13 protein-coding genes are annotated in these 16313 nt (G+C 71.3%); all 13 read right to left on the minus strand.

The genetic code is table 11. The features are described 5' to 3' along the window. Positions 1 to 9: 9 nt before the first annotated feature. Positions 10 to 1572, minus strand: a complete 1563-nt coding sequence (locus tag AMK29_RS00655; RefSeq protein ID WP_073806621.1) for a PH domain-containing protein — start codon at positions 1570 to 1572, stop codon at positions 10 to 12. Continuing rightward, the gene (locus AMK29_RS00660) at positions 1569 to 2069 is read right to left on the minus strand and encodes a PH domain-containing protein (RefSeq protein WP_073806622.1); all 501 of its coding nucleotides are present in this window, start codon (positions 2067 to 2069) and stop codon (positions 1569 to 1571) included. Before AMK29_RS00660 ends, AMK29_RS00655 begins: the two co-directional genes overlap by 4 nt. A 4-nt stretch (positions 2070 to 2073) precedes the next feature. Beyond that, the gene (gene pgi / locus AMK29_RS00665) at positions 2074 to 3726 is read right to left on the minus strand and encodes a glucose-6-phosphate isomerase (protein WP_073808114.1); all 1653 of its coding nucleotides are present in this window, start codon (positions 3724 to 3726) and stop codon (positions 2074 to 2076) included. 186 nt (positions 3727 to 3912) lie between these two features. Continuing rightward, positions 3913 to 4248 carry an RNA polymerase-binding protein RbpA gene (locus AMK29_RS00670; protein ID WP_071891222.1) on the minus strand — a complete coding sequence of 112 codons (336 nt, stop codon included), beginning with the start codon at positions 4246 to 4248 and terminating at the stop codon, positions 3913 to 3915. Positions 4249 to 4325: 77 nt separating this feature from the next. Beyond that, positions 4326 to 4556 (minus strand): preprotein translocase subunit SecG, encoded by a 231-nt coding sequence (gene secG, locus AMK29_RS00675; protein ID WP_017238647.1) that lies wholly within the window; start codon positions 4554 to 4556, stop codon positions 4326 to 4328. 97 nt (positions 4557 to 4653) lie between these two features. Then, the gene (tpiA, locus tag AMK29_RS00680; RefSeq protein ID WP_073806623.1) at positions 4654 to 5430 is read right to left on the minus strand and encodes a triose-phosphate isomerase; all 777 of its coding nucleotides are present in this window, start codon (positions 5428 to 5430) and stop codon (positions 4654 to 4656) included. Between the two features lie 7 nt (positions 5431 to 5437). Then, positions 5438 to 6649, minus strand: a complete 1212-nt coding sequence (locus AMK29_RS00685; RefSeq protein ID WP_073806624.1) for a phosphoglycerate kinase — start codon at positions 6647 to 6649, stop codon at positions 5438 to 5440. 105 nt (positions 6650 to 6754) lie between these two features. Next, complete coding sequence (gap, locus tag AMK29_RS00690; RefSeq protein ID WP_073806625.1) at positions 6755 to 7765, minus strand: type I glyceraldehyde-3-phosphate dehydrogenase; 1011 nt, start codon at positions 7763 to 7765, stop codon at positions 6755 to 6757. Between the two features lie 218 nt (positions 7766 to 7983). Further along, complete coding sequence (locus tag AMK29_RS00695; protein WP_073806626.1) at positions 7984 to 10938, minus strand: M14 family metallopeptidase; 2955 nt, start codon at positions 10936 to 10938, stop codon at positions 7984 to 7986. A 152-nt stretch (positions 10939 to 11090) separates the two neighbouring features. Further along, positions 11091 to 12080 carry a DNA-binding protein WhiA gene (gene whiA, locus AMK29_RS00700; protein ID WP_073806627.1) on the minus strand — a complete coding sequence of 330 codons (990 nt, stop codon included), beginning with the start codon at positions 12078 to 12080 and terminating at the stop codon, positions 11091 to 11093. Continuing rightward, complete coding sequence (locus AMK29_RS00705) at positions 12071 to 13096, minus strand: gluconeogenesis factor YvcK family protein (protein ID WP_073806628.1); 1026 nt, start codon at positions 13094 to 13096, stop codon at positions 12071 to 12073. The genes whiA and AMK29_RS00705 overlap by 10 nt, the downstream gene beginning before the upstream one ends. Further along, positions 13093 to 14070 (minus strand): RNase adapter RapZ, encoded by a 978-nt coding sequence (gene rapZ, locus AMK29_RS00710; RefSeq protein ID WP_073806629.1) that lies wholly within the window; start codon positions 14068 to 14070, stop codon positions 13093 to 13095. The genes AMK29_RS00705 and rapZ overlap by 4 nt, the downstream gene beginning before the upstream one ends. Then, positions 14067 to 16043 (minus strand): excinuclease ABC subunit UvrC, encoded by a 1977-nt coding sequence (gene uvrC / locus AMK29_RS00715; protein WP_073806630.1) that lies wholly within the window; start codon positions 16041 to 16043, stop codon positions 14067 to 14069. The genes rapZ and uvrC overlap by 4 nt, the downstream gene beginning before the upstream one ends. Between the last annotated feature and the right edge of the window lie 270 nt (positions 16044 to 16313).

Below are 16313 nucleotides of genomic sequence, written 5' to 3' on the forward strand. Positions count from 1 at the left end.
AGGCCCGGTTCACCTGAGGGTGGGCCGGGCCTCCGGCGTTCGTACGGGCTCCAGGAAGGGCCCGAGGAGGTCCGGTACGGCCTCCGCCGCGAAGACCAGGCCCTGGCTCTCACCGGCGTCGAGGATGTCGTACGCGCCCGCCCCCGCCGCCGTCGTGGCGGACAGCGTCAGGATCCCGGCGCGCCGCTGGAAGTACGACTGCTTGACGGTCCAGCCGATGACTCCGGACCGCTGGAGGGCGACCGTGGCACGCCGGACCGTCCCCGAACGGGTCACCAGGTACGCGCCGCTGACGCCGTGTCCGAGTCCGCGGTAGGCGTCCAGGGCGAACAGCACGGCGACCGGTACGAGGACCACCGCCCAGCCGGCCGCCACGTACAGCAGGACCGGGGTGAGGAGGAGCCCGAGGAGGGCGAGGACCGCGGCCGGCAGGAGGGCGCTCCACAGCGCCCAGCGCAGCCTCCGGGTGCGGGCGGCCCGGGGGTGGGCGGCGAGCGGCGCCCCGGTGGGCGGCTCCGGCTCGCGCAGGACCTGGGCGGCGACGCGGTCGGCGATGTCCCGCTCCACCGCCGGCAGGAGGGTCTTGAGGTCGCCGTGCCGGTCTCCGTCGTCCTCGGCGAGACCGGTGGCGACGGCGTCGAGGCGGGCGGCTCCGCACATCCGGACGCCGAGCGGCTGGACGAGTTCGACGCCGCGCAGCCTGCGTTCCTCCAGGGAGACCGAGCGGGCGGTGAGGAGGCCGCGGGAGACCCGCACGGTGCCGCCCGGCGCGCGCTCCAGGCGGTAGTTCCACCACATCTCGACCCAGAGGCCGAGGGCGCCGACGGCTCCGACGACGGTGGCGAGAAGGACCAGGTCCACGATCATCCAGGTCACGGAGACGCCCTGGAAGCGGTCCCCTATCCAGTCGATGACCTCCCCCTGGGCGCCGAACCACTCGCTGACCTGCATGACGGCGCCGGCCGCCGCGCCGCCGAGGGCGGGGGCGACGAAGGAGACGGGCGCGTAGCGGATCCAGCGCCGGTCGAGAAGGGCCAGGGCCCCGTCGTGGTCCGGGTCCTCGGGGGCGGCGGCGCGGCGGAGGAGCTCGTGGCGGAGCCGCTCGCCCTCGGCCCGGGTGACCAGGTCGAGTTCGAGGGTGGACTCGCCGCCGGACCGCTCGCCGGTCCCGATGCGGACCTTGACCAGGCCGAGGACGCGCTGGAGGGGGTTGGCCGTGAGGTCGACGCTGCGGATCCGCTCGCGGGCGAGCGAGCGGCGCTGGACGACGAGGAGTCCGGTGTGGAGTTCCACCCTCCCCTCGCCTTCGGTCCCGCCGCGCTCGGCGCCGACGCGGTAGCGGGTGCGGCGGTAGCGGACCGTCTCGGCGACGACGTCGGCGGCGAGGGCGAGCGTGACACCGGCGGCGACCCAGGCGAAGGCCTGTCCCGGCGGACGTGACCCGGCGAGGGCGAACCCGGTGGGCAGCGCGGCTCCGGCGAGGACGCCGGCGAAGAGGACCACCCGGGCGAGGACGGTACGGGGGGCGAGGCGCAGCCAGTCAGGTCCCCGGTCCTCCGGTGCCTCGCTCATGTGGCGTCCCCGGGGGTGGCCTGGGTGATCACGGTCAGCCGCTCGGCGAGTCCGGCGGCCAGTTCGTGGTCGAGGCCCTCGATCCGGATCGCGCCCTTGGAGGAGGCGGTGGTGACCGTGACGGTCGCGAGCCGGAAGTACTGCTCCAGCGGGCCGCGTGAGGTGTCGACGGTCTGGATCCGGGACATCGGCGCGATCCGCCACTCCTGCCAGAGGGCCCCCGTGCGGACGTAGACGGCGTCGTCGGTGACCTCCCAGCGGTGCACCCGGTACCACCAGGCGGGGAAGAACGCGGTGCAGGCGAGGCCCACGGCCGCCACGGCCGCGGCCGAGACCAGCAGCCAGGACCGGGCGGGCCCGATGACGACACCGAGGACGGCGAGGACCACCACCGGTACGGCGGTGGCCACCAGCAGTTGGCACCGCCACCAGGTGACGGCCCGCTCGGCCACGGCGTTCCTCGGCGGCCGCAGCCGCACCGCGTTCTCCCCCGTCATGCTTCTACCGTCCGCGCAGCGAACGGTAGGTGGCCACCAGGGCGGCGGTGGAGCTGTCGAGCTGCTCGCCGCCCTCGCCGTCCGTCAGGACCGGCTCGATCCGCTTGGCGAGGACCTTGCCGAGCTCGACGCCCCACTGGTCGAAGGAGTCGATGTTCCAGACGGCACCCTGGACGAAGACCTTGTGCTCGTAGAGCGCGATCAGCTGGCCGAGGACGGACGGGGTGAGCTTCTCGGCGAGGATCGTGGTGGTGGGGTGGTTGCCCCGGAAGGTCTTGTGCGGGACGAGCTCCTCGGGGACGCCCTCGGCCCGTACCTCCTCGGGCGTCTTGCCGAAGGCGAGCGCCTGGGTCTGGGCGAAGAAGTTGGCCATGAGCAGGTCGTGCTGGGCGACGAGGCCGGGCAGCAGGTCGGCGACGGGCCGGGCGAAGCCGATGAAGTCGGCCGGGATGACCTTGGTGCCCTGGTGGATCAACTGGTAGTACGCGTGCTGGCCGTTGGTGCCCGGGGTGCCCCAGACGACGGGCCCGGTCTGCCAGTCGACCCGGTTGCCCTCGCGGTCCACCGACTTGCCGTTGGACTCCATGTCGAGCTGCTGGAGGTAGGCGGTGAACTTGGACAGGTAGTGCGAGTACGGCAGCACGGCGTGCGACTGGGCGTCGAAGAACGCGCCGTACCAGACGCCGAGCAGGCCGAGGAGCAGCGGCACGTTCTCCTCGGGCGGGGCGGTGCGGAAGTGCTCGTCGACGAGGTGGAAGCCGTCGAGCATCTCGCGGAAGCGCTCCGGTCCGACGGCGATCATCAGGGAGAGGCCGATGGCGGAGTCGTAGGAGTAGCGGCCGCCGACCCAGTCCCAGAACTCGAACATGTTCGTGGTGTCGATGCCGAACTCCTCGACCTTCTCGGCGTTGGTCGAGAGGGCCACGAAGTGCTTGGCGACGGCCTCCTGGCCGGCCCGGAGCTCGGTGAGGAGCCAGTCACGGGCCGAGGTGGCGTTGGTGATCGTCTCGATGGTGGTGAAGGTCTTCGAGGCGACGATGAACAGCGTCTCGGCGGGGTCGAGGTCGCGGACGGCCTCGTGGAGGTCGGCCCCGTCGACGTTGGAGACGAAACGGAACGTCAGGTCCCGCTGGGTGTAGGAGCGCAGGACCTCGTAGGCCATGGCGGGGCCGAGGTCGGAACCGCCGATGCCGATGTTGACGATGTTCTTGATCGGCTTGCCGGTGTGGCCGGTCCAGCCGCCCGCGCGGACGGTGTCGGCGAAGACGGCCATCTTGTCGAGGACGGCGTGGACGGCGGGGACGACGTTCTCCCCGTCGACCTCGATCACGGCCTCGCGGGGGGCCCGCAGCGCCGTGTGCAGCACCGCCCGGTCCTCGGTGGTGTTGATCTTCTCGCCGCGGAACATGGCGTCGCGCAGCTCGGCCACGCCGGTGGCGGCGGCCAGTTCGCGCAGCAGCGTCAGCGTCTCGTCGGTGACGAGGTGCTTGGAATAGTCCAGGTGGAGGTCGCCGACCCGCAGGGTGTAACCGGCTCCCCGCTCGGGGTCGGCGGCGAACAGGTCGCGCAGATGGGTCTCGCCCAGCTGCTCACGGTGCTTGCCGAGGGCCGCCCACTCGGGCAGCCGGTTGAGCCTGGTGCGGCCTTCGTTGTTCATCTCGGACATCGCCCACTTCTTCTCGTACTGCTTGTCTGCCCCGCTGCGCCTCCAACCTAATTGATCAGAGGGCCCGGCGACGCGACGGCGAGCGGCGGTGAGGGGTCGACGAGGAGAACGCGAAAGGGCCTCGGCCGCGAATCCGGTTCGCGGCCGAGGCCCTTTCGTCACACCGTCACACCACGCTCAGATCTCGCCGCGCAGTTTGGCGAGCGCCTCGGCGAGGATCGCCTCGCCGTCCGCGTCGCTGCGTCGCTCACGCACATAGGCGAGGTGGGTCTTGTACGGCTCCGTGCGCGGCGGGTCCGGCGGGTTGTCCCGGTCCTGACCTGCCGGGAACCCGCAGCGCGGGCAGTCCCAGGTCTCCGGGATCGCCGCGTCGCTGGCGAAGCTCGGCTGGGTCTCGTGCCCGTTCGAGCACCAGAACGAGATGCGGGCGCGCGGCGCCGATTCGCCCCGCTCGGCCTCGCCCATCGGCCCCGCCCCGACCCGGCTTCCCCGGATCGCGTTGCCACTTGCCACGGTCGTAACTCCCTGCGTGATGGTGCTCGAAGATGCCCCAGTCTACGTAAGGCCCAACGCGCGTCCAGTGATTGGAGTTACCCGTCCAACTTCATCAGCAGACCAAGTACCACAATGCAGGCGAACCAGAGCAGACCGACCACGACGGTGATGCGGTCCAGGTTGCGCTCGGCGACCGAGGAACCACCGACGGAGGACTGCATTCCGCCACCGAACATGTCGGAGAGGCCGCCACCCTTCCCCTTGTGCATCAGCACGAGCAGCATCAGCAGCCCGCTGAAGACGATGAGGGCGATCGAGAACCCCATAACCACGGCTGGACCAACTTCCTCGGACTTATACGGACGGGGGCCGGGCACCTGCCCGACCCCCGCAAGGGTACGACGTAACTCCGCTACCGCATACTCACTGGTCGCGGAAGCGCGCGATCTTGACGAACTCGTCGGCGTCGAGCGCCGCGCCGCCCACGAGGGCGCCGTCGACGTCCGGCTGCGCCATGATCGCGGCGACGTTGCCGGACTTGACCGAGCCGCCGTACTGGATGCGGACCTTGTCGGCCAGCTCCTGCGAGTACAGCTCCGCGAGACGGCCGCGGATCGCACCGCAGACCTCCTGGGCGTCCTCGGGGGTGGCGACCTCGCCGGTGCCGATGGCCCACACCGGCTCGTAGGCGATCACGATGGACTCGGCCTGCTCGGCCGGGACGTCCTTCAGGCCGCCGTCGAGCTGGGCGAGGGTGTACTCGACCTGCTGGCCGGCCTTGCGGATGTCCAGGCCCTCGCCGACGCAGAGGATCGGGGTCACGCCGTGCTTGAAGGCGGCCTTCACCTTGGCGTTGCAGACCTCGTCGTTCTCCGCGTGGTACTGGCGGCGCTCGGAGTGGCCGACGGCCACGTAGGCGCACTTCAGCTTGGACAGCATCAGGCCCGAGATCTCGCCGGTGTAGGCACCGGAGTCGTGCGCCGAGATGTCCTGGGCGCCGTACTTGATCTTCAGCTTGTCGCCGTCGACCAGGGTCTGTACGGACCGCAGGTCGGTGAAGGGGACCAGGACCGCGACCTCACAGGCGTCGTAGTCCTTCTCGGTCAGGGCGAAGGCGAGCTTCTGGACGTGGGCGATGGCCTCGAGGTGGTTGAGGTTCATCTTCCAGTTGCCCGCCATCAGCGGGGTGCGGGTGCTCATGGAAAGGTCAGTCCTCCAGTGCGGCGAGGCCGGGCAGCGTCTTGCCCTCGAGGTACTCGAGGGAGGCGCCGCCGCCGGTCGAAATGTGGCCGAATGCCTTCTCGTCGAAGCCCAGGATGCGGACGGAGGCGGCGGAGTCGCCACCACCGACCACGGTGAAGGCCGGCGAGTCGACGAGCGCCTGGGCGACGGCCCGGGTGCCCTCGGCGTAGTCGGGGTGCTCGAAGACGCCCATCGGACCGTTCCAGAAGACGGTGCCGGCGTCGGCGAGCTTCGAGGCGTAGAGCTTACGGGTCTCCGGACCGATGTCCAGGCCCTCCTGGTCCGCCGGGATGGCGTCCGCGGTGACCGTGGTGGGGTGGGCCGGAGCCTTGGTCTTCAGGTCGGGGAACTCCGTCGAGACGAGGACGTCGACGGGGAGGACGAACTCCACGCCGCGCTCCTCGGCGCGCTTCAGGTAGTCCAGGACCGCCGGGATCTGGTCCTCCTGGAGCAGCGAGATGCCGACCTCGTGGCCCTGGGCCTTGAGGAAGGTGTACGCCATGCCGCCGCCGATGAGGATGCGGTCGGCCTTCTCCAGGAGGTGGTCGATCACGCCGAGCTTGTCGGAGACCTTGGCGCCGCCGAGCGCGACCACGTACGGCCGCCGGACGTCGTCCGTGAGCTTCTTCAGGACGCCGACCTCGGTGGCGATGAGGTGGCCGGCGGCGTGCGGCAGGCGCGCCGGGAGGTCGAAGACCGAGGCGTGCTTGCGGTGCACGGCGCCGAAGCCGTCGCCGACGTACAGGTCGGCGAGGGCGGCCAGCTGGTCCGCGAAGGCGCCGCGCTCGGCGTCGTCCTTGGAGGTCTCACCGGCGTTGAAGCGGAGGTTCTCGATGACGGCCACGCGGCCGTCGGTGAGGCCGGCGACGGTGGCGGTGGCGGAGTCGCCGACCGTGTCCGTCGCGAAGGCCACCTCGGCGCCGAGCAGTTCACCGAGGCGCGCGGCGGCCGGGGCGAGCGAGAACGCGGGGTCCGGGGCGCCCTTGGGGCGGCCCAGGTGCGAGGCGACCACGACACGGGCGCCCGCGTCGGCGAGCGCCTTGACCGTGGGGACGACGGCGCGGATGCGGCCGTCGTCGGTGATGGTGGTGCCGTCGAGCGGCACGTTGAGGTCGGCGCGGACGAACACGCGCTTGCCTTCGACGCCCTCGTGGAGAAGCTCGTCGATCGTCTTCATCTGTTAACTGACTCCTTGGTACGCGGTGGAGCACACAAACAGGGCTCGCACAGCGCGGCGTTGCGCTGCCCGAGCCCTGCTCACATCGAAAGCCCGCCCTGAAGCTTAGAGCTGGCCGCCGACGAAGACGGTGAGGTCGACGAGACGGTTGGAGTAGCCCCACTCGTTGTCGTACCAGCCGAGGATCTTGACCGTGTTGCCCTCCTGGACCATCGTCAGGGAGGCGTCGAAGGTGCAGGACGCCGGGTCGCTGACGATGTCGGAGGAGACGATCGGGTCCTCGGTGTAGTAGAGGATGCCCTTGAGGTCGCCGTCCTCGGCGGCCTTCTTGAACGCGGCGTTGACCTCGTCCTTGGTGACCTCGCGGTCGAGGGTGACGACCAGGTCGGTGGCGGAGCCGGTCGGGACCGGGACGCGCATGGCGATGCCGTCCAGCTTGCCCTTGAGCTGCGGGAGGACCAGGGCGGTGGCCTTGGCGGCGCCCGTCGTGGTCGGGATGATGTTCTCCGCGGCGGCGCGGGCGCGGCGCAGGTCGGAGTGCGGGAAGTCCAGGATGCGCTGGTCGTTGGTGTACGCGTGGACCGTGGTCATCAGGCCCTTGACGACGCCGAAGTTCTCGTCGAGAACCTTGGCCATCGGCGCCACACAGTTGGTGGTGCAGGACGCGTTGGAGATGACGTGGTGCTGGGCGGCGTCGTACTTGTCCTGGTTGACGCCCATCACGATGGTGATGTCCTCGTCCTTGGCCGGAGCCGAGATGAGGACCTTCTTGGCGCCACCGGCGATGTGCTTCTCGGCGTCGGCCTTCTTGGTGAAGATGCCGGTCGACTCGATGACGATGTCGACGCCCAGGTCACCCCAGGGGATGTCGGCCGGGTTGCGCTCGGAGAGCACCTTGATGGTGTGGCCGTCGACCGTGATGGTGTCGGCGGTGTGGGTGACCTCGGCCTTGAGGCGGCCCAGGATGGTGTCGTACTTCAGCAGGTGCGCCGTGGTCGCGGTGTCGCCCAGGTCGTTGACAGCCACGATCTCGATGTCCGCACCCTGCTCAAGGAGCGCGCGGAAGTAGTTCCGGCCGATGCGGCCAAAGCCGTTGATGCCTACGCGGATCGTCACGAACCGATCTCCTCGTTAGGTACGCCGGTGTGCTCGACGCCGGCGAGATTTTTGTTTTTTGGGATGTCCCCGACCGCTTACGACCCTACCCCCACAGCCGCCCGGGAGTGACATCGGCCGCATCGCCACATGCCCGGAAAGTGAGGGAAAACGGCCGACGGCCCGTACCTACCAACGGGTACGGGCCGCCATGGGACCTTTGTCCCGACTACTCTCCGTCAGCGCCGGAGCGCCCCGAGGGCCCGGCCGACGAGTCGCGCCCGCTCGCTCGTGCCGGGCACGTGCTCCAGGCCGTAGCCGAGGAGGACGGTGTCACGCGTGGTGACCGCCGCCTGCGAGTGGAAGAGCGCCGGGGAGCGCGTCCAGTCGGTGCCGTTGCCGGGGCTGCCGGCCGGGGCGCCGGGTACGGTCCACGCGCCGAGGTCCTTCTCGAAGCCCTCCGCCTCGGTGGTGGTGCCGAGGACGAGGCGGGTGTCGTCGACGAAGGCGCCCGTCTCGCCGGTGCCGGGGTCGGAGACGTACGAGATCGACAGCTCGACCTGCTTGCCCGCCCAGGCGCTCAGGTCGAAGGAGGCCTGGCGCCAGCCGTTGGAGGGGCCGGTGAAGGCGTTCCAGGAGCCGGTGGTGCCGGTGGCGGCGCAGCCGTCCTCGCCGACGGTGAGGTAGTGGGCGAGGAAGGGGTGGCCCCTGACGTAGTAGCCCTCGCCGCAGTCGGCGGGGGGCTCGGCGGAGGTGCCGCCGTTGGCGTCGGGCAGGGTGGTCCAGTCGTCCTGGCCGACGGTGTGGGCCTCGACGACGAGGTTGTCGTAGCCGGGCTCGGTGTCGTAGCTGACCTGGAAGTCCAGGCGCGGCGCGGCGCCGGCCGCGACGCCGGTGAGGTCGACGGTCCTGCTGAGCCGGGCCCAGGTGTCGTCGGCGTGCTTGACGGCCGCGAAGGACGTGCCCTCGGCGGGCTCGAAGGGCGTGCGGACGCCCGGGTAGTCACCGGCGGAGGCGCTGCTCGCGAACTGCGGGAACTCCTTCGGCCGCAGCGTGTCCGAGGTGACGGTGTACGCGCCGGCGTCGTCGAGGGGGTTGCCCGCGGCGGCGCCGAGGGGCGCGCCGGTGCCGGCGAGGGCGCCGGCCCCGGCATAGGCGGGCGGGTCACCCAGGCCGGCCCGGTGGTAGGCGCCGAGGTAGTACTGGGCGAAGTCGTTGGTCTCGGCCAGGCCGACCCGGGTGAGGCCGCCGGACTTCTCCCCCGCGTTGATCAGCTTGCCGCCCTCGTTGAGGTAGGCGCGGACGGCGAGCTGGGTGGCACCGGACGGCCGCTCGGCGCCCGTGTACCAGACGACGGTACGGAAGTGCGCGAGCACGCCGAGGGCGTCCGGGGTGCCCTGGGTGGCGACGTCCCAGACGGCCGCCCCGCGCTTGTTGTCGGCGAGCGCCTTCACGTAGGCGGCGGTGTGCCGGGCGGCCGTGGTGCCGCCCTCGTCCGCGAGGACGAGCACGTCGCCGCGGGGGCGCTCGGCCACCTTGTAGGTGAAGGGTGCGGAGGCGGTGGCCCGGCCCTCGCGGGTGCGGGCGGTGAACCAGACCTCGACGGAGTCGCCGGGCCGCGCGTCCTCGATCTCGGCGCGGTACTCGTCGAAGTACAGGTTGTCCTCGCCGCCGAAGGTCTCGCCGCCCTTCCAGGCGTCGAGCCGCTCGCTGTGGGTGCGGCCGCCGTTGATCCGGTACTTCAGCGTCTTGCCGCGCAGGGACTTGCGGGCGGTGACGGCGACCTCCTGCTCCCCGCCGCGGGCGTAGGAGGTGGTGAAGGTCTTCGGGGTGAAGTCGGGGGCCTCGATGCCGACGGGGGAGACGGGCCGGTCCGGGTGGGCGGCGGTCTCGGCGACGGCGAGCGCGAAGGGGACGTTCTTGGCGAACTCGGCCTGGATCAGCTTCTCGTCGTCGGGGAAGGTGAAGACGGAGGCGCAGTCGGCCGGGTTCCAGGCGTCGTTCGGGTCGACCCGGGAGGCGGTGGCGCAGGTCGACATCTCCGGGGTGAACATCTGCGTCCCGTTGACGTTGGCGGCGTGTCCGTCCGCCTCGCCGTTGGTGATGTACAGCTCGGAGGAGACCTGCGGCCGGTAGCCGGGCACCGCGGGCTTCTGCGGGGTGCCGGCGAGGGCCTTGAGGGCCACGTCGTCGGGGGTGTCGGTGGCGACCTGCCAGCCGACGCCGTACAGGATGAGCTGGGCGGCCGAGTGGTAGTTGATGCCGTACTCGAAGCCGATGCGCTTCTGGAAGGCGTCGAGGGCCTTGGTCTCGGGCTCCGACATGGGGCCCTTGCCTCGGAAGGTCTCGTCGGCCGGGTCGGGCGACGAGCCCTCGTTGTCGTAGCCCCACTTGTAGGCGAAGTTGCGGTTGAGGTCGACGCCGTCGCCCGGGGCGATCTTCCCGTCGCCGTCGTTGTCGCGGAGGTTCTTGCGCCACTGCCGGTTGGCGGGGTCGGCGTGGGTGTGGTCGTAGCCGTCCGGGTTGGCGGAGAGCACGAACCACAGCTCGGTGGTGTCGACGATCCGGGTGATCCGCTCGTCCTTGCCGTAACCGTCGAGGTAGTGGTGGAGCAGCCGCCGGGTCATCTCCGGCGTGATCCACTCGCGCGCGTGCTGGTTGGACATGTACAGGGTGGCGGGCTTCGAGCCGTCCTTGAGGCGCTGGGCACCCTTGCTGACCTTGAGGGCGAGGATGTCCTGGCCCTTGAGGGTCTTGCCGATGGAGACGACCTTGGTGATCCCGGGGTTGGCCCGGGCGGTGTCCAGGATCTCCTGCTTGAGGCCGTTCGGACCGCCGTACGGGCGGAAGACGCCGTCCCCCGCGGCGGCCACCCGCTTCTCGGCCTGGGCGGACAGGTCGTGCTCGGCGAGGCGGACGCCCTTGCCGCGCAGCTGCCCGGCCTGCCGGTCGGTGAGGAAGAGCTCGACCGTCGCGGAACCCCGGTCGGGGACCTGCTCGGTCATCTCGTGGGCGTCGGCGCCGGCCTCCAGGAGCAGCGGGACCTGCGCCCTGGTGACCTCGGCCCGCCATACGGAGAGGGCGTCGCCGCCGTCCCGGTCGTCCGACTGCGTCGCTCCGGCGACGGGTGCCGCCGCCACTCCCGCGATCAACAGTGAAGCCGCGGCGAGGATCGATCTCGCTCTGCGTCTCATGAGCCCCCCTTGTTGTCGTCTGCCACGAAGGTGAACAGACGCCAGGCTCATGGCCGCCCATGGGCCTGTCAAGGGTGCCTCGCGGACGTACGAGAAAGCTGCCGGCGCCTCAGAAAGGCACCGGCAGCCCGGAGTTCACTCTTCCGTACGGATCAGCCGACGAGGCTGTCGTCGAGCTCCTCCGTCAGATTGGACTCGGTCCCGGGGATCCCCAGGTCCTGCGCCCGCTTGTCGGCCATCGCCAGCAGCCGGCGGATCCGGCCGGCCACCGCGTCCTTCGTCAGCGGCGGGTCGGCGAGCGCGCCCAGCTCCTCCAGGGAGGCCTGCTTGTGCTCCATGCGGAGCCGGCCGGCCGCCGCGAGGTGCTCGGGCACCTCCTCGCCGAGGATCTCCAGGGCGCGCTGGACCCGGGCCCCGGCGGCGACCGCGGCGCGGGCCGAGCGGCGCAGGTTCGCGTCGTCGAAGTTGGCCAGACGGTTGGCCGTGGCGCGGACCTCGCGCCGCATCCGCCGCTCCTCCCAGGCGAGCACGGACTCGTGCGCGCCGAGCCGCGTGAGGAGGGCGCCGATCGCGTCGCCGTCACGGACGACGACCCGGTCCACACCCCGCACCTCGCGGGCCTTCGCCCCGATGGAGAGCCGGCGCGCCGCGCCGACCAGGGCGAGCGCGGCCTCCGGCCCGGGGCAGGTGACCTCCAGCGAGGAGGACCGGCCGGGCTCGGTCAGCGAACCGTGCGCCAGGAAGGCACCCCGCCAGGCCGCCTCCGCGTCGCAGGTCGCCCCGGAGACCACCTGCGGGGGAAGGCCCCGGATGGGGCGGCCCCGGCCGTCCACGAGACCCGTCTGCCGGGCCAGCTGGTCGCCTCCGGCCACCACCCGCACCACGAAGCGCGAACCGCGCCGCAGCCCGCCGGGGGCCATCACGATGAGCTCCGAGCTGTGCCCGAAGATCTCCAGGATGTCCCGCTTGAGGCGGCGGGCCGCCATCGCGGTGTCGAGCTCTGCCTCGATCACGATGCGGCCGCTCACCAGGTGCAGCCCGCCCGCGAACCGCAGGATCGACGAGACCTCTGCCTTCCTGCAGCAGGTCCGGGTGACGGGAAGCCGGGAGATCTCGTCCTTCACCGCTGCCGTCATCGCCATGGGCCGATCCTTCCATGCATCCGAAAAATACGGTCGTACGCGGCGGCCAACAGCTCCGGGTCATGCTTCGCGGAGCCGTCGGGCCCGGCCACCGGCGCCAGCTCGACCGCGGCACCGAGCCGCTTGGCGGCATCGGAGAGGGACTCGCGATCGGGCACGGCGGCCTCGTCGGCCAGCACCACGTCCAGGGCGAGTTTAGGGGCGTGTCGTCCCAAAACCTCCAAATGACGCTGCGGGGAGAAGCCCTCTGTTTCTCCGGGTTGCGGCGCGAGGTTCAGCGAGAGCACCTTCCGGGCCTTCGTGCCGGCCAGGGCGTCGAGCAGTTCGGGGACGAGCAGGTGCGGGATCACCGAGGAGAACCAGGAGCCGGGTCCGAGGACTACCCAGTCCGCGTCCAGGACCGCCTCGACCGCCTCCGGCACCGCCGGCGGGTCGTGCGGCACCAGGTGCACGGACTGCACCTCTCCCGGGGTGAGCGCCACGGTCGCCTGACCGCGCACGGTGTCCACGTCGTCCGGCCGCTCCGGGTCATGGCCCTTGACCAGCGCCTGGAGCTCCAGGGGGACGGCGGACATCGGCAGCACCCGGCCCTGGGCGCCGAGCAGCCGGCCCACCAGGTCGAGGGCCTGCACGGGATCGCCGAGCTGCTCCCAGAGGGCGACGATCAGCAGGTTGCCCACGGCGTGGCCGTGCATCTCGCCCTTGGACTGGAAGCGGTGCTGGATCACCCGGGCCCAGGTCTGGCCCCAGTCGTCGTCGCCGCAGAGCGCGGCGAGCGCCTTGCGGAGGTCACCGGGGGGCAGTACGCCCAGCTCCTCCCGGAGCCGGCCGCTGGAACCGCCGTCGTCGGCGACGGTGACGACGGCGGTGAGATCGCCGGTGATCCGGCGGAGCGCGGCGAGGGAGGCCGAGAGGCCCATGCCGCCGCCCAGGGCGACCACCTTGGGCTGGGCACCCCGCCTGCGGAGCGTGCGCCGCGCCGTGAGGGTGGAGGCACGCCGGCGGTACGGCTTCACTCGCGCCCCATGTCCCGGTGCACGACGACGGTCTCGACCCCTTCGGCGGCGATGCGGGCGGCGAGCCGCTCGGCGGTGGCCACGGAGCGGTGCTTGCCGCCGGTGCAGCCCACGGCGATGGTCACGTACCGCTTGCCCTCGCGACGGTAGCCCGCGGCGATCAGCTGGAGCAGCTCGGTGTAGCGGTCGAGGAACTCCTTGGCGCCCGGCTGGTTGTAGACGTAGTTCGCCACCTCCTCGTTGAGGCCGGTGAAGGGGCGCAGCTCGGGGACCCAGTGCGGGTTCGGCAGGAAGCGCATGTCGACGACGAGGTCGGCGTCGACCGGCAGGCCGTACTTGAAGCCGAAGGACATCACGGTGGCCCGCAGCTCGGGCTCCTCGTCCCCGGCGAACTGGGCGTCCATCTTGGCGCGCAGTTCGTGGACGTTCAGGCTGGAGGTGTCGATCACCAGGTCGGCGTCGCCGCGCAGCTCGCGCAGCAGATCGCGCTCGGCGGCGATGCCGTCGGTGATGCGGCCGTCGCCCTGGAGGGGGTGCGGCCTGCGGACCGACTCGAAGCGCCGGACCAGGGCGTCGTCGGACGACTCCAGGAAGACGATCCGGCGGGTGACCTGCTTGGCGTCGAGGTCGGCGAGGGACTCCCTGAGGTTGTCGAAGAACTGCCGGCCGCGGACGTCCACGACGACGGCGATCCGGGCGACATTGCCCTGGGAGCGGGCGCCGAGCTCCACCATGGTGGGGATCAGCGCGGGCGGCAGATTGTCCACGACGAACCAGCCGAGGTCCTCCAGGCACTTCGCCGCGGTGGACCGGCCGGCCCCGGACATGCCGGAGATGATCACCAGCTCGGGAATGGCCGCCTCGGCGCCGTTGTCGCCGGGGGTCTCCTTCGTGCCCGTACTCACGTGTCCTGCTCCGTCTTCTCGGTCGTGCTGGTCTTGCTCTTCGTTCCGGTCCTGCTCGTGCGCGGTCATGCCGTGCCGCCCCCGTCGTCTTCCATGATCTCTCCTGTCGCCGTGTTCACGGCGGGTGCGGCCGGGGCCGCCTGGGCGAGGGCCACGACGACCGCCTCCGCGGTCTTGCGGCCCATGCCGGGAACCTCGCAGATCTGCTCGATTGTCGCCTGCCGGAGCCGCTTCACCGAGCCGAAATGCTTGATCAACGCGCGTTTCCGGGTGTCGCCGAGGCCGGGGACCACGTCGAGAGGGCTGGTCCGGATACGTTTGGTCCGCTTGGACCGCTGGTAGCGGATGGCGAAGTCGTGAGCCGTGTCACGTACCCGCTGGAGGAGGTACAGGCCCTCGCTGGAGCGGGGCAGCACCACCGGGTCGTCGTCGCCGGGCAGCCACACCTCCTCCAGCCGCTTGGCGAGCCCGCAGACCGCGATGTCGTCGATGCCCAGCTCGTCGAGGGCGCGCCGGGCCGCGGCGACCTGGGGCTGTCCGCCGTCGACCACGACGAGCTGCGGCGGGTACGCGAAGCGCCTGGGCCGGCCGCTCTCCTCCGGGTCCTCGACGACACCCTCGGGGTCCCACTCCCCCGTCTTCTCCTTCTCGGCGAGATAGCGCCGGAAGCGGCGCCCGATCACCTCGTGCATGGACCGGACGTCGTCCTGGCCCTCGAAGCCCTTGATCTGGAAGCGGCGGTACTCGCTCTTCCGGGGCAGCCCGTCCTCGAAGACCACCATCGAGGCGACCACGTCCTCGCCCTGGAGGTGGGAGATGTCGAAGCACTCGATCCGCAGCGGCGCCGAGTCCAGGTCCAGGGCGTCGGCGATCTCCTCCAGGGCCCGGGACCGGGTGGTCAGATCGCTGGCGCGCTTCGTCTTGTGCAGCACGAGCGCCTGCTGGGCGTTGCGCGCGACGGTCTCCATCAGGTCCTTCTTGTCACCGCGCTGCGGGATGCGCAGGGAGACGTTGGACCCTCGGCGGCCGGAGAGCCAGGCGGTCACGGCGTCCGTGTCGTCGGGCAGCGCCGGGACCAGGACCTCCTTGGGGACCGCGTCGCCGCTCTCCTCCCCGTACAGCTGCTGGAGGGCGTGCTCGACGAGTCCGGCGCTGTCGACGGCCTCGACCTTGTCGGTGACCCAGCCGCGCTGGCCGCGGACGCGTCCGCCGCGCACGTGGAAGATCTGCACCGCGGCCTCCAGCTCGTCCTCGGCGAGGGCGATCAGGTCGGCGTCGGTGGCGTCGGCGAGCACGACGGCGCTCTTCTCCATGGCCCGGCGCAGCGCCCCTATGTCGTCACGGAGCCGCCCCGCCTTCTCGTACTCCATGTCCTCGGCCGCCAGCATCATCTGCTTCTCCAGCCGGCGGATGTACGTACCGGTACGGCCGGCCATGAAGTCGCTGAACTCCTCGGCGAGTTCACGGTGCTCCTCGGGGGTGACCCGGCCGACGCAGGGCGCCGAGCACTTGCCGATGTAGCCGAGGAGGCAGGGGCGGCCGGCCGACGCGGCGTTCCGGAACACCCCCGCGGAGCACGTCCGGACCGGGAAGACCCGCAGCATCAGGTCGACGGTCTCGCGGATCGCCCACGCGTGCGCGTACGGCCCGAAGTAGCGCACGCCCTTCTTCTTGTGGCCGCGCATGACCTGGACGCGGGGGAACTCCTCGTTCATGGTCACCGCGAGGTACGGGTAGCTCTTGTCGTCCCGGTACTTCACGTTGAACCGGGGGTCGTACTCCTTGATCCAGGAGTACTCCAGCTGGAGCGCCTCGACCTCGGTCGACACGACGGTCCACTCCACGGAGGCGGCGGTGGTCACCATGGTGGCGGTGCGCGGGTGCAGGCTCGTGAGCGGCTGGAAGTAGTTGGCGAGCCGCTGGCGCAGGGACTTCGCCTTGCCCACGTAGATCACCCGGCGGTGCTCGTCGCGGAATCTGTAGACCCCCGGGGAGTCGGGGATCTGACCCGGCTTGGGGCGGTAGCTGGAGGGGTCTGCCATGCTCCCCACCCTACTGGCGGCCACCGACACCCCCACCGCCCCCACACGTTGCCGCCCCCGCCCACGGGCCCGCCCCACACGCCCGAAGCCGGACCTGCCGCAAGGCACGGGGCGGCGCCCTCAGCGGACGAACGGGCCGGGACCGGGCCGTCCGCCCGCCCGCCCCCGCCGTGTGGGCAATCGTCCCGCGGGGCGGGACGGGTGGGCACACGGGACGGCGCCCTTGGCGGCGCCTCCGCCCCCTGTGTCCTGACCCGCACCAGGTGTGCG

This window comes from Streptomyces sp. CB02261, from assembly GCF_001905665.1.
In the GTDB taxonomy this organism is placed as follows: Bacteria; Actinomycetota; Actinomycetes; order Streptomycetales; family Streptomycetaceae; genus Streptomyces.

Excerpts from the sequence above, each read along its gene's own strand:
- AMK29_RS00655 (WP_073806621.1), bottom strand. The coding sequence starts at position 1,572 with ATGAGCGAGGCACCGGAGGACCGGGGACCTGACTGGCTGCGCCTCGCC.
- AMK29_RS00660 (WP_073806622.1), bottom strand. The coding sequence starts at position 2,069 with ATGACGGGGGAGAACGCGGTGCGGCTGCGGCCGCCGAGGAACGCCGTG.
- pgi (WP_073808114.1), bottom strand. The coding sequence starts at position 3,726 with ATGAACAACGAAGGCCGCACCAGGCTCAACCGGCTGCCCGAGTGGGCG.
- secG (WP_017238647.1), bottom strand. The coding sequence starts at position 4,556 with ATGGGGTTCTCGATCGCCCTCATCGTCTTCAGCGGGCTGCTGATGCTG.
- tpiA (WP_073806623.1), bottom strand. The coding sequence starts at position 5,430 with ATGAGCACCCGCACCCCGCTGATGGCGGGCAACTGGAAGATGAACCTC.
- AMK29_RS00685 (WP_073806624.1), bottom strand. The coding sequence starts at position 6,649 with ATGAAGACGATCGACGAGCTTCTCCACGAGGGCGTCGAAGGCAAGCGC.
- AMK29_RS00695 (WP_073806626.1), bottom strand. The coding sequence starts at position 10,938 with ATGAGACGCAGAGCGAGATCGATCCTCGCCGCGGCTTCACTGTTGATC.
- whiA (WP_073806627.1), bottom strand. The coding sequence starts at position 12,080 with ATGGCGATGACGGCAGCGGTGAAGGACGAGATCTCCCGGCTTCCCGTC.
- rapZ (WP_073806629.1), bottom strand. The coding sequence starts at position 14,070 with ATGACCGCGCACGAGCAGGACCGGAACGAAGAGCAAGACCAGCACGAC.
- uvrC (WP_073806630.1), bottom strand. The coding sequence starts at position 16,043 with ATGGCAGACCCCTCCAGCTACCGCCCCAAGCCGGGTCAGATCCCCGAC.